Below are 11,587 nucleotides of genomic sequence, written 5' to 3' on the forward strand. Positions count from 1 at the left end.
GGGGTCAGCGCTGGACCAGCTTGCATTTCGACTGGGCCAGGGGCATCGCCGCGTCGTCGGCGGCGATCACGCCGCGCACGTGGTAGTAGTCCCAGGGCTCGGTGGATTCGGCGGGCTTCTTGACTTCGAGCAGCAGCATGTCGTGGGCGAACTTGCCGTCGGCGCGGACACGCCCCTTGAACAGGCCATCGTCGATATCCACGCTCTTGAGCTGCTTCATGACCGTCGCGGCGTCATCGCTGCCGGTCTTGTCCACCGCCTTGAGGTAGTTGAGCACCGAGGAATAGACGCCGGCGTGGGCCATGCTCGGCATCTTTCTGGCGCGCTCGAAGAAGCGCCGCGACCAGGCCCGGGTCTTCGCATCGCGGTTCCAGTAGAAGCCCTCGGTGAGGGTCAGCCCCTGGGCGGTCTTGAGGCCGAGGGCGTGCACGTCGTTGATGAACAGCACGATGGGCACCAGGCTCTGCTTCGATCCGGTGATGCCGAACTCGGCGGCCTGCTTGATCGCGGTGATGGTGTCCTGCCCGCCGTTGGCCAGCGCGATCACGTCGGCTTTGGAGGCCTGGGCGGTGAGCAGGAAGGAGGAGAAGTCCGGATTCGGGAAGGGGTGCTTGGACACCCCCACCACCTTGCCGCCGCCAGCGGTGATCACCTGGCTGGCGTCCTTGGTCATGGCTGCACCGGCGGCGTAGTCGGCGGCGATGAAGTACCAGTTCTTCCTGCCGGTGCCCATCACCGCCTTGGCGGTACCCGAAGCCAGGCCGTAGCTGTCGTACACCCAGTGGGCGGTGTTGGCATTGCAACGCTCGTTGGTGATCGACTGGGAGGCGGAGCCCGACACCAGGGCCAGCCGGTTCTTCTGCTCGGCCACGTCCATCACCGCCAGGGCCACGTTGGTGGTGACCAGTTCGACGATGACGTCCACCTTGTCCCGGTCGAACCAGTTGCGCGCCCGCTCAGCGCCCACGTCGGCCTTGTTCTGGTGGTCGGCGCTGACGATCTCGATCTTCCTGCCCGCCACCTGTCCGTTGCGGGCGAAATCCTCCACCGCCATCTGGGCCGCGATCACGGCGGCGCTGCCGGTGAAGTCCGAGTAGGCCCCGGACATGTCGGTGAGCACACCGATCTTCACCACGTCATCACTGATCTTCTGCTGGGCGAAGGCGCTGCCTGCCGCCAGGACGGCGCCCGCCATCACGACTGCGCCGCACCAGCGGCGCCGGCCCGGCACGCACCTCGTGGTGCCCGCTGCGGGGGCCTGCTGCATTTCGGTCCTCTTCTTCATGTCTCGCTCCTTTGTGTGTGGTGACCGGGATGAAATAGGGATTTCACCGCTGGACCGCACCGTATCGAGACAGCTCAATTAAGTCAACACATTTACATTAAAACAAAAACAAACACTCCAAATGAATTGTGCGAGGCACAACAATTAATAAATATATACTTGTTTTAAAACATTTTATTTAATGTTTTATCGCACATCGAAATTTCGATTGAAAAATGCAATGCCGTTTTTATGTAAATATGTTGACTTATATTTCGTCAAACTCGTAGCATTCGGCCATCGCAACCGGAAAGGGATCGAAGATGGACTTCAGCCTCACCGACGAACAGAAAGCGCTCGTCGAATCAGCCAGCCGCTTTGCCAGGAACCGCCTCGCCCCGGGCTACAAGGCACGGGAAAAGGCTGAGCGCGTCGAGCGGGAGCTCGCCGTGGAGATGGGGGAAATGGGCTTTCTCGGCCCGGAACTGCCGGAAGCCTTCGGCGGCCTCGGCGTGGACTGCGTGACCAGCGGCCTCCTGCTGGAGCAGATCGCCTACGGGGACTTCAACGTGTCCTACGTGAATCTGCTGACCTCCCTCTGCGGCCAGATCGTGTCCACCTATGCCCGGCCCGACATCGCCCGGGAGTGGATGGACCAGGTGATCAGCGGACGCAAGCTGATCGCCATCGCCCTGACCGAGCCCAGCGCCGGCTCCGATGCGGCCCGCCTTCGCCTGAAGGCGGTGCGCGACGGTGATGACTTCATCCTCAGCGGCGAGAAGACTTCGATCTCGATGGCCACCCAGGCCGACGTGGCGGTGGTCTTCGCCCGCACCGGCAGCGACGCCGACCGGGCCCACGGCATCAGCGCCTTCCTGGTGCCGCTGGACCTGCCCGGCATCTCCCGCACCGCCTTCGACGACATCGGCACGCGGCCGGTGGGGCGCGGCTCGATCTTCTTCGACGGGGTGCGCATCCCCGCAGAAATGATGCTCGGCGACGAGGGCCGGGGTTTCGTGCAGGTCATGCAGGGTTTCGACTACAGCCGCGCGCTGATCGGCCTGCAGTGCATGGGCGTGGCCCGCGCCTGCCTCGACGAAGCCTGGCGCTACAGCCAGGAACGGGAAGCCTTCGGCAAGCCGATCAGTGATTTCCAGGGGGTCAGCTTCCCGCTGGCCGAGGCGGAAACCTATTACGAAGCCTGCCGCAACCTGTGCCTGCGCACCCTGTGGCTGAAGGATCAGCACCTGCCGCATACGGCCGAGGCAGCCATGTGCAAGTGGTGGGGCCCCAAGCTGGCCTGCGAAATCATCCACCAGTGCCTGCTCACCCACGGGCATGGCGGCTACGGCGGCGACTACCACTTCGGGCAGCGCTACCGGGACGTGCTGGGCCTCCAGATCGGCGACGGCACGGCCAACATCATGAAGATGATCATCGCCCGCCAGAAGCTGGCGGAGCACCGGGTCTAGACCACGGCAGGGCCTAGAGCTGGGACATGTTGCGCTGCAAGACGTTGATGTAGTGGATGAAGGCCAGGCGGTCGTCGAAGGAGAAGCCCTTCAGCGCAGCGTCATAGAAGGTGTGGATGGGGTCGGCCAGGGATTTCCACAGTTCGGCGCCCTTCGCACTCAACGTGATCTTGCGCTCCCGGCGGTCCTCCTCACCGGTGATGCGTTCGACCAGACCATCCCGCTCCAGCCGGTTGAGCAGCCCGGTGAGGTTCTGACGACTCACCAGCAGGTAGCGCGACAGCTCCGTGATGCTCATGCCCCCCGCGGCCTGGGGGCGCGACAGGGCGCCCAGCACCGACCACTGCTGGGTGGTCACGCCGAAGTCGTCGAGGGCCTGGGTGCCCTTGGTATGGAGGGTATTGGCCACCTGGAAGAGCCGGAAGAACAGACGGTTGTTGATCTCGATGCCGGCAAGGCTTTTTTCGGTGGAGAGGTCGGTCATTGAAGCAGGGCGCGGAGCAGGTGAAGCCGCATTGAAACGCAAAGCAAGACAGAAGCGCAACGGGGAAACACCCCGGCACATTCAATAAAGGAGAACAGCATGCGAGGCATCAAAGGAAAAGTCGCCATCGTCACCGGTGGAGCAGGCGGGATCGGCGCCGCCATCAGCCGGCGTTTTGCCGCCGAAGGGGCGATCGTCGCCGTCTTCGACATCAACAAGGACGCGGCCGAGGCGGTCGTCGCCGGGATCCGCGCCGAGGGCGGCAGCGCCGCCGCCTTCGCGGTGGACCTGACCAGCCAGGATTCCGTGGTGGCCGCAGTGGCCGCTGCCGAACAGCAGCTCGGCCCCACCCATGTCCTGGTGAACAACGCCGGCTGGGACCACGCCGCCCCCTTCCTCAAGACCGACAAGGCCCTGTGGGACAAGATCGTCGCGGTCAACCTGTACGGCCCGCTCTACATGCACCACGCCGTGCTCAAGGGCATGGCCGAGCGGGGCGCCGGCAAGGTGGTCAATGTCGCCTCCGACGCGGCCCGTGTCGGCTCCTCCGGCGAGGCCGTGTATGCCTACTGCAAGGGCGGCCTGGTGGCCTTCTCCAAGACCATGGCCCGCGAGCTGGCCCGCAAGCGCATCAATGTGAACGTGGTCTGCCCCGGCCCCACCGACACCGCCCTCTTCCGCGACTTCGCCGGCGAAGGCGAACAGGGCGAGAAGCTCAAGGACGCCCTCACCAAGGCCATCCCCTTCGGCCGCCTCGGCCAGCCCGACGACCTGCCCGGCGCCGTGCTCTTCCTCGCCAGCGACGACGCCGCCTTCGTCACCGGCCAGATCATCAGCGTGTCCGGCGGTTTGACCATGGCCGGTTGAGCCCCCCCACAGCACAACATCCCCCAGGAGACACATCATGGAATACCGCGACATCCTCTATACCAAGGCCGATGGCATCGCCACCATCACCATCAACCGGCCGAAGGCCTTCAACGCCTTCACCGCCAACACCTGCGAAGAGCTGATCCACGCCTTCAAGGACGCCGACTACGACAAGGCCATCGGCGTGGTCGTCCTCACCGGCGCCGGCGAGAAAGCCTTCTGCACCGGGGGCGACCAGGGCACCCAGGACGGCGGCTACGGCGGCCGCGGCACCATCGGCCTGCCCATCGAGGAGGTGCAGAGCGCCATCCGCGACTGCAACAAGCCGGTGATCGCCCGCGTCAATGGCTATGCCATCGGCGGCGGCAATGTACTGGTCACCATCTGCGACCTGGCCATCGCCTCCGACAACGCCCAGCTCGGCCAGGCCGGCCCCCGCGTCGGCTCGGTGGACCCGGGCTTCGGCACGGCCCTGCTGGCCCGCGTGGTCGGCGAGAAGAAGGCCCGCGAGATCTGGTACCTGTGCCGCCGCTACACCGCCCAGCAGGCCCTCGAGATGGGCCTGGTCAACGCGGTGGTGCCCCAGGACCAGCTCGACGCCGAAGTGAAGAAGTGGTGCGACGAGATCGTCGAGAAGAGCCCCACCGCCATCGCCCTGGCCAAGAAATCCTTCAACGTCGATACCGAGATGATCCGCGGCATGGGCGGCCTGGCCATGCACGCCCTCAAGCTCTACTACGAGACCCCTGAGTCCGCCGAGGGCGGCAATGCCTTCCGCGAGAAGCGCAAGCCCGAGTTCCGCAAGTACGTGAAGTAAGCACCCCGCTGCCGGCTCCGGCCGGCGGCCCTTCCCCGCGCCCATCATTCATCGGAAAGCAACATGATCAGAGACCAGGAAACCCTCAACATTCTGCTCGACACGATCTCGCGCTTCGTGCGCGAACGCCTGGTTCCCGCCGAGGCCGTGGTCGCAGAGACCGATCACATTCCCGACGACGTGGTTGCCGGGATGAAGGAACTCGGCCTGTTCGGCCTGTCCCTGCCCGAGGAATACGGCGGCATGGGCCTGACGATGGAAGAAGAAGTGCTGGCCACCTTCGAGATCGGCCACACTTCGCCCTGCTTCCGCTCCCTCTTCGCCACCAACAACGGCATCGGCGGCCAGGGCATCGTCATCGACGGCAGCCCCGAGCAGAAGGCCCTCTACCTGCCCCGCCTCGCCACCGGCGAGATCATCGGCTCCTTCGCCCTGACCGAGCCCGACAGCGGCTCCGATGCCGCCAGCCTGCGCACCACGGCCGTCCGCGACGGCGACGTCTACGTCCTCAACGGCACCAAGCGCTACATCACCAACGCCCCCGAGGCCGGCATCTTCACCGTGATGGCGCGTACCGACCCGGCCGACAAGGGCGCCGGCGGCATCTCCGCCTTCGTGGTCGAACGCGGCACCCCCGGCCTGTCCCTCGGCCTGCCCGATGCCAAGATGGGCCACCGCGGCGCCCACACCTGCGACGTGATCTTCGAGGACTGCCGCGTGCCGGCCGCCAACCTGATCGGCGGCAAGGAGGGCGTCGGCTTCAAGACCGCCATGAAGGTGCTCGACAAGGGCCGCATCAACATCGCCGCGATCTCGGTGGGGGTTGCCGAACGCATGCTCGCCGACGCCCTGCGCTACGCCTGCGAGCGCAAGCAGTTCGGCAAGCCGATCGCCGAGTTCCAGCTGATCCAGGCCATGCTCGCCGACAGCCAGACCGAGATCTACGCCGCCCGCAGCATGGTCATCGACGCCGCCCGGCGCCGCGACCAGGGCCTGGACGTGAGCACCGAGGCCTCCTGCGCCAAGCTCTTCGCCTCCGAGATGTGCGGCCGCGTGGCCGACCGGGCGGTGCAGATCTTCGGCGGCGCCGGCTACCTCTCCGAGTACGGCATCGAGCGCTTCTACCGCGACGTGCGCCTGTTCCGCCTGTTCGAAGGCACCACCCAGATCCAGCAACTGGTGATCGCCCGCAACCTGATCCGCCAGCACCAGGGCTGACCGCCCCTCCCCCCTTCAGTACAACAACACACACCAGGAAGAGACCGCCATGAACTTCAAATGGGATGACCCCCTGCTCCTCGACCAGCAACTGAGCGCCGAAGAGCGCCAGATCCGCGACGCCGCCCAGGCCTACTGCCAGGACAAGCTCGCCCCGCGCGTGCTCGAGGCCTTCCGCAACGAACACACCGATCTGGCGATCTTCCGCGAGATGGGCGAGCTGGGCCTGCTCGGCCCGACGATTCCCGAGGAATACGGTGGTGCCGGCCTCAACTACGTGAGCTACGGCCTGATCGCCCGCGAGGTCGAGCGGGTGGATTCCGGCTATCGCTCGATGATGAGCGTGCAGAGCTCCCTGGTGATGGTGCCGATCAACGAGTTCGCCAACGCGGCCTCAAAGCAGAAATACCTGCCCAAACTGGCCAGCGGCGAATGGATCGGCTGCTTCGGCCTCACCGAGCCCAACCACGGCTCCGACCCGGGCAGCATGATCACCCGCGCCCGCAAGGTGCCGGGCGGCTACAGCCTGAGCGGCAGCAAGATGTGGATCACCAACAGCCCGGTGGCCGACGTCTTCGTGGTGTGGGCCAAGGACGACGAAGGCAAGATCCGCGGCTTCATCCTCGAGAAGGGCTGGAAGGGCCTGTCCGCCCCGGCCATCCACGGCAAGGTCGGCCTGCGCGCCTCGATCACCGGCGAAATCGTGATGGACGAGGTGTTCTGCCCCGAGGAGAACGCCTTCCCCGAGGTGCGCGGCCTCAAGGGCCCCTTCACCTGCCTCAACTCGGCCCGCTACGGCATCGCCTGGGGCGCCCTCGGTGCCGCCGAGGACTGCTGGCACCGGGCCCGCCAATACACCCTCGACCGCAAGCAGTTCGGCCGCCCGCTGGCCGCCAACCAGCTGATCCAGAAGAAGCTCGCCGACATGCAGACCGAGATCAGCCTCGGCCTGCAGGGCTGCCTGCGCCTGGGCCGCATGAAGGACGAGGGCACTGCCGCGGTGGAGATCACCTCCATCATGAAGCGCAACTCCTGCGGCAAGGCGCTCGACATCGCCCGCCTGGCCCGCGACATGCTCGGCGGCAACGGCATCTCCGACGAGTTCGGGGTGATCCGCCACATGGTCAACCTGGAGGTCGTGAATACCTACGAGGGCACCCACGACGTGCATGCGCTGATCCTCGGCCGCGCCATCACCGGCATTGCCGCCTTCGGCAACTGAACGGCCAGCGCACGACAACCGGCATGAGCGGACTCAACGCACACGGGGCGCCCGCCGCCCCGGAATTCATCCTCGAGACCTCCGGTCTGGTGAAGGAATTCCGGGGCTTCGTGGCCGTCAATGGGGTGGATCTGCAGGTCCGCAAGGGCCACATCCACGCCCTGATCGGCCCCAACGGGGCCGGCAAGACCACCTGCTTCAACCTCCTCACCAAGTTCCTGGCCCCCACCCGGGGCAGCATCCGCTTCAAGGGCCTCGACATCACCGGCGAGGCGCCGCAGCAGATCGCCCGCCGCGGGCTGGTGCGCTCCTTCCAGATCTCGGCGGTGTTCCCCCACCTCACCGTGCTGGAGAACGTCCGCATCGCCCTCCAGCGCAGGCTGGGCACCAGCTTCCACTTCTGGAAGGCCGAGGCCAGCCTGACCCACCTGCACGGCCGGGCCCTGGAGATCCTGGCGATGGTGGGCTTGCAGGACTACGCCCGGATGGTCGCCGTCGAGCTGCCCTACGGCCGCAAGCGCGCCCTGGAGATCGCCACCACCCTGGCCCTGGACCCGGAGCTGATGCTCCTCGACGAGCCCACCCAGGGCATGGGCCACGAGGACGTGGACAAGGTCATGCAGTTGATCAAGGAGGTCTCCACCAACCGGACCATCCTGATGGTGGAACACAACATGAAGGTGGTCTCGGGCATCTGCGATGCCATCACCGTACTGGCCCGCGGCAGCGTGCTGGCCCAGGGCGACTACGCCACGGTGTCCGCCAATCCGGCGGTGATCGAGGCCTACATGGGCAGCGAGGCCGCCCAGGCCCAGGCCACCGGAGGAGTGCACTGATGGAAGCCACCGAATACCTGCGCGTGTCCGGCCTGCACGCCTTCTACGGCGAATCCCATGTGCTGCACGGCATGGACTTCACGGTGAGGCGCGGCGAATGCGTCAGCCTGCTGGGCCGCAACGGCGCCGGCCGCACCACCACCCTGCGCGCCATCATGGGCCTGACCGGCAAACGCACCGGCTCGATCATGATCAACGGCCGCGAGGCGGTACAGCTGCCGCCCCACAAGATCGCCCAGCTCGGCGTCGGCTACTGCCCCGAGGAGCGCGGCATCTACGCCGGCCTCAGCTGCGAGGAGAACCTGCTGCTGCCGCCCCGGGTCGGCAGCGGCGGCATGAGCGTCGACGAGCTCTACGCGCTCTTCCCCAACCTCCACGAACGCCGCCACAGCCCGGGCACCAGGATGTCCGGCGGCGAGCAGCAGATGCTGGCGATGGCCCGCATCCTGCGCACCGGGGCGCGCCTGCTGCTCCTCGACGAGATCTCCGAAGGGCTGGCCCCGGTGATCGTGCAGCGCCTGGCCGAGATCATCCGGCTGCTCAAGACGCGGGGCTACACCATCGTGCTGGTCGAGCAGAACTTCCGCTTCGCCGCGCCCCTGGCCGACCGCATGTTCGTCGTCGAACACGGGCAGGTGATCGCCGAGATCGCCCAGCACGAGCTCCACGAAAAGCAGGCCTTTCTGCAGGAGACGCTGGGCGTATGACCTGCCGAGCCCTCTCACACCGAGTCCTCCCCCGCCGCGCGCCCGCCCCCGGCGTCCACTTCCGGAGCCCCTCCCCATGATCGAACTGTTCGGAGTCCCCCTCCCGGCCCTGCTCGGCCAGCTCACCCTAGGGCTGGTCAACGGGTCCTTCTACGCGGTGCTGAGTCTCGGCCTGGCCGTGATCTTCGGCATGCTGCACATCATCAATTTCTCCCATGGCGCCTGTTACATGATGGGCGCGCTGTTCACGTGGATGGCCATGGAGTACTTCGGCCTGGGTTACTGGTGGTCATTGCTGCTGGTACCCCTGAGCGTGGCCATCGTCGGCATCCTCATCGAGCGCCTGCTGCTGCAGCGCCTCTACAAGCTGGACTACCTGTACGCCCTGCTCCTCACCTTCGGCATCGCCCTGATGCTGGAAGGCGGCTTCCGCGCCTGGCTCGGCGTCGCCGGCCAGCCCTACTCGATCCCCGCCGAGCTGGCCGGCGCCCTCGACCTGGGCTTCATGATGCTGCCCAAGTACCGGGCCTGGGTGATCGTCGCCTCGCTCACGGTGTGCCTGCTCACCTGGTACATGATCGAGCGGACCCGCCTCGGCGCCTACCTGCGCGCCGCCACCGAGAACCCCGCCCTGACCCAGGCCTTCGGCATCAACGTGCCGGTGATGGTGATGCTCACCTACGCCTTCGGGGTCGGCCTGGCCGGGCTCGCCGGCGTGCTGGCGGCGCCGACCACCCAGGTCAGCCCGCTGATGGGGTCGAACCTGATCATCGTGGTGTTTGCGGTGGTGGTGATCGGCGGCATGGGCTCCATCCTCGGCTCGGTGCTCACCGGCCTCGGCCTGGGCGTGGTGGAGGGCCTGACCAAGGTCTTCTACCCCGAGGCCAGTGCCGTGGTGGTGTTCCTGATCATGGCCATCGTGCTGTGGTTCCGCCCCGCCGGCCTCTTCGGAAAGGCAGCATGATGACCGCCACCAGACTCAAACCGGGCTACCTGGCCGTCCTGGCCCTCCTCCTGGCAGCACCGGCCGTCATCTACCCGGTGCTGCTCATGAAGATCCTGTGCTTCGCGGTCTTCGCCTGCGCCTTCAACCTGCTGCTGGGCTATACCGGGCTGCTGTCCTTCGGCCACGCCGCCTTCCTGGGCAGCGCCGCCTATCTCACCGGGCACGCCCTCAAGGTGTGGGAGCTGCCGACCCTCGCCGGGCTGCTCCTCGGCACGGCCGGCGCCGCGGCGCTCGGCTGGGCCGTCGGCACCCTCGCCATCCGGCGCCAGGGCATCTACTTCGCCATGAGCACCCTGGCCCTGTCACAGCTGATGTTCTTCCTCTTCCTGAAGAGCGAGTTCACCGGCGGCGAGGACGGCCTGCAGAGTGTGCCCCGCGGCACGCTGCTGGGCATTGATCTGTCGTCCGACACGCATCTCTACTACCTGGTGCTGGGCCTCTCGCTCAGCGCCTTCTGGCTGATCCACCGCACCATCCACTCGCCCTTCGGCCAGGTTCTCAAGGCGATCCGCGAGAACGAGCCGCGGGCGCTCTCCCTGGGCTACGACGTGGACCGCTACAAGCTGCTGGCCTTCGTGCTGTCGGCGGCGATCAGCGGCCTGGCCGGTGCCCTCAAGACCCTGGTGTTCACCTTCACCACCCTGTCCGACGCCCACTGGCACACCTCGGGCGAGGTGGTGCTGATGACCCTGCTGGGCGGCGTCGGCACCGTCCTCGGCCCGGTGGTCGGCGCCGCGGTGATCGTCACCCTGCAGAACGAACTGGCCGACAAGGTCGGCTCCCTGGTCACCGTGATCATGGGCTTCATCTTCGCCGCCTGCGTGCTGGCCTTCCGGCGCGGCATGGTCGGCGAGGCCATCGGTCTCTACAAACGCATGATCGGCGAGAAGACGCCGTAAGGCTCCGCCCCCTCCCCCTCCACCCACATCCCCAAAGGAGACACCCATGAGAATTCTCGTACCCGTCAAACGGGTCATTGATTACAACGTCAAGGTCCGCGTCAAGGCCGACCAGAGCGGCGTCGAGCTGGCCAATGTGAAGATGGCCATGAACCCCTTCGACGAGATCGCCGTCGAGGAGGCCGTGCGCCTGAAGGAAGCCGGCACCGCCACCGAGGTGGTGGCCGTCTCCGCCGGCGTGGCCCAGTGCCAGGAGACCCTGCGCACCGCCATGGCCATCGGCGCCGACCGGGGCATCCTGGTCGAGAGCACGGCCGAGCTGCAGCCCCTGGCCGTGGCCAAGCTGCTCAAGGCCATCGTGGACAAGGAGCAGCCCCGCCTGGTGATCCTCGGCAAGCAGGCCATCGACGACGACTCCAACCAGACCGGCCAGATGCTCGCCGCCCTGCTCGGCTGGCCCCAGGCCACCTTCGCCTCCAAGGTCGAGGTGGGGGCCGAGCGGGTCCAGGTGACCCGCGAGATCGACGGTGGGCTGGAAACCCTCTCCCTCCCCCTGCCCGCCGTCATCACCACCGACCTGCGCCTCAACGAGCCGCGCTACGCGACCCTGCCCAACATCATGAAGGCCAAGAAGAAGCCCCTCGATACGGTGCAGCCCATCGACCTGGGTGTGGACGTGGCCCCGCGCCTGACCACCCTCAAGGTGGTCGAGCCGGCCGCCCGCGGCGCCGGCATCAAGGTGGCCGACGTGGCCCAACTCATCGACAAGCTCAAGAACGAAGCCAAGGTGAT

At 66.5% G+C, this 11,587-nt stretch carries 12 protein-coding genes; 10 read left to right on the forward strand and 2 right to left on the reverse strand.

Translation table 11 applies throughout. The features are described 5' to 3' along the window. Window positions 1-4: 4 nt before the first annotated feature. Complete coding sequence (locus HHL15_RS17285; protein WP_235943460.1) at window positions 5-1,285, reverse strand: ABC transporter substrate-binding protein; 1,281 nt, start codon at window positions 1,283-1,285, stop codon at window positions 5-7. 302 nt (window positions 1,286-1,587) lie between these two features. Between HHL15_RS17285 and aliB the strand changes: the two genes are divergently transcribed. Beyond that, a complete protein-coding gene (aliB, locus tag HHL15_RS17290) occupies window positions 1,588-2,736 on the forward strand; it encodes a cyclohexanecarboxyl-CoA dehydrogenase (RefSeq protein WP_169147047.1) in 1,149 nt (382 codons plus the stop codon). A gap of 13 nt (window positions 2,737-2,749) precedes the next feature. On the opposite strand, the gene HHL15_RS17295 is transcribed toward aliB, so the two are convergent. Continuing rightward, window positions 2,750-3,220 (reverse strand): MarR family winged helix-turn-helix transcriptional regulator, encoded by a 471-nt coding sequence (locus HHL15_RS17295; protein ID WP_169147048.1) that lies wholly within the window; start codon window positions 3,218-3,220, stop codon window positions 2,750-2,752. 99 nt (window positions 3,221-3,319) lie between these two features. On the opposite strand from HHL15_RS17295, the gene badH reads away from it, so the two are divergent. From badH to HHL15_RS17340, 9 genes are all read left to right on the forward strand, one after another. Further along, a complete protein-coding gene (badH, locus tag HHL15_RS17300; protein ID WP_169147049.1) occupies window positions 3,320-4,087 on the forward strand; it encodes a 2-hydroxycyclohexanecarboxyl-CoA dehydrogenase in 768 nt (255 codons plus the stop codon). A gap of 37 nt (window positions 4,088-4,124) precedes the next feature. Further along, window positions 4,125-4,907 carry a 2-ketocyclohexanecarboxyl-CoA hydrolase gene (gene badI, locus HHL15_RS17305; protein ID WP_169147050.1) on the forward strand — a complete coding sequence of 261 codons (783 nt, stop codon included), beginning with the start codon at window positions 4,125-4,127 and terminating at the stop codon, window positions 4,905-4,907. 63 nt (window positions 4,908-4,970) lie between these two features. Beyond that, a complete protein-coding gene (locus HHL15_RS17310; RefSeq protein ID WP_169147051.1) occupies window positions 4,971-6,125 on the forward strand; it encodes an acyl-CoA dehydrogenase family protein in 1,155 nt (384 codons plus the stop codon). A 49-nt stretch (window positions 6,126-6,174) separates the two neighbouring features. Beyond that, window positions 6,175-7,347, forward strand: coding sequence for an acyl-CoA dehydrogenase (locus HHL15_RS17315; RefSeq protein WP_169147052.1), 1,173 nt, complete (start codon window positions 6,175-6,177; stop codon window positions 7,345-7,347). Window positions 7,348-7,370: 23 nt separating this feature from the next. Continuing rightward, window positions 7,371-8,183 carry an ABC transporter ATP-binding protein gene (locus HHL15_RS17320; protein ID WP_169147053.1) on the forward strand — a complete coding sequence of 271 codons (813 nt, stop codon included), beginning with the start codon at window positions 7,371-7,373 and terminating at the stop codon, window positions 8,181-8,183. Then, window positions 8,183-8,890 carry an ABC transporter ATP-binding protein gene (locus tag HHL15_RS17325; protein ID WP_169147054.1) on the forward strand — a complete coding sequence of 236 codons (708 nt, stop codon included), beginning with the start codon at window positions 8,183-8,185 and terminating at the stop codon, window positions 8,888-8,890. Before HHL15_RS17320 ends, HHL15_RS17325 begins: the two co-directional genes overlap by 1 nt. Before the next feature lie 76 nt (window positions 8,891-8,966). After that, a complete protein-coding gene (locus HHL15_RS17330) occupies window positions 8,967-9,854 on the forward strand; it encodes a branched-chain amino acid ABC transporter permease (protein ID WP_206198835.1) in 888 nt (295 codons plus the stop codon). Then, window positions 9,851-10,795 carry a branched-chain amino acid ABC transporter permease gene (locus tag HHL15_RS17335; RefSeq protein ID WP_206198836.1) on the forward strand — a complete coding sequence of 315 codons (945 nt, stop codon included), beginning with the start codon at window positions 9,851-9,853 and terminating at the stop codon, window positions 10,793-10,795. The genes HHL15_RS17330 and HHL15_RS17335 overlap by 4 nt, the downstream gene beginning before the upstream one ends. A 46-nt stretch (window positions 10,796-10,841) precedes the next feature. Continuing rightward, window positions 10,842-11,587: electron transfer flavoprotein subunit beta/FixA family protein (locus HHL15_RS17340; protein ID WP_169147055.1), on the forward strand; the 746-nt coding region annotated here is incomplete at its 3' end.

The sequence above is a fragment of the Zoogloea dura genome (assembly GCF_012927165.1).
Lineage (GTDB): Bacteria > Pseudomonadota > Gammaproteobacteria > Burkholderiales > Rhodocyclaceae > Zoogloea > Zoogloea dura.

Excerpts from the sequence above, each read along its gene's own strand:
- HHL15_RS17320 (WP_169147053.1), top strand. The coding sequence starts at position 7,371 with ATGAGCGGACTCAACGCACACGGGGCGCCCGCCGCCCCGGAATTCATC.
- HHL15_RS17335 (WP_206198836.1), top strand. The coding sequence starts at position 9,851 with ATGATGACCGCCACCAGACTCAAACCGGGCTACCTGGCCGTCCTGGCC.
- badI (WP_169147050.1), top strand. The coding sequence starts at position 4,125 with ATGGAATACCGCGACATCCTCTATACCAAGGCCGATGGCATCGCCACC.
- HHL15_RS17285 (WP_235943460.1), bottom strand. The coding sequence starts at position 1,285 with ATGAAGAAGAGGACCGAAATGCAGCAGGCCCCCGCAGCGGGCACCACG.
- HHL15_RS17330 (WP_206198835.1), top strand. The coding sequence starts at position 8,967 with ATGATCGAACTGTTCGGAGTCCCCCTCCCGGCCCTGCTCGGCCAGCTC.
- badH (WP_169147049.1), top strand. The coding sequence starts at position 3,320 with ATGCGAGGCATCAAAGGAAAAGTCGCCATCGTCACCGGTGGAGCAGGC.
- HHL15_RS17295 (WP_169147048.1), bottom strand. The coding sequence starts at position 3,220 with ATGACCGACCTCTCCACCGAAAAAAGCCTTGCCGGCATCGAGATCAAC.
- HHL15_RS17315 (WP_169147052.1), top strand. The coding sequence starts at position 6,175 with ATGAACTTCAAATGGGATGACCCCCTGCTCCTCGACCAGCAACTGAGC.
- HHL15_RS17325 (WP_169147054.1), top strand. The coding sequence starts at position 8,183 with ATGGAAGCCACCGAATACCTGCGCGTGTCCGGCCTGCACGCCTTCTAC.
- HHL15_RS17310 (WP_169147051.1), top strand. The coding sequence starts at position 4,971 with ATGATCAGAGACCAGGAAACCCTCAACATTCTGCTCGACACGATCTCG.
- aliB (WP_169147047.1), top strand. The coding sequence starts at position 1,588 with ATGGACTTCAGCCTCACCGACGAACAGAAAGCGCTCGTCGAATCAGCC.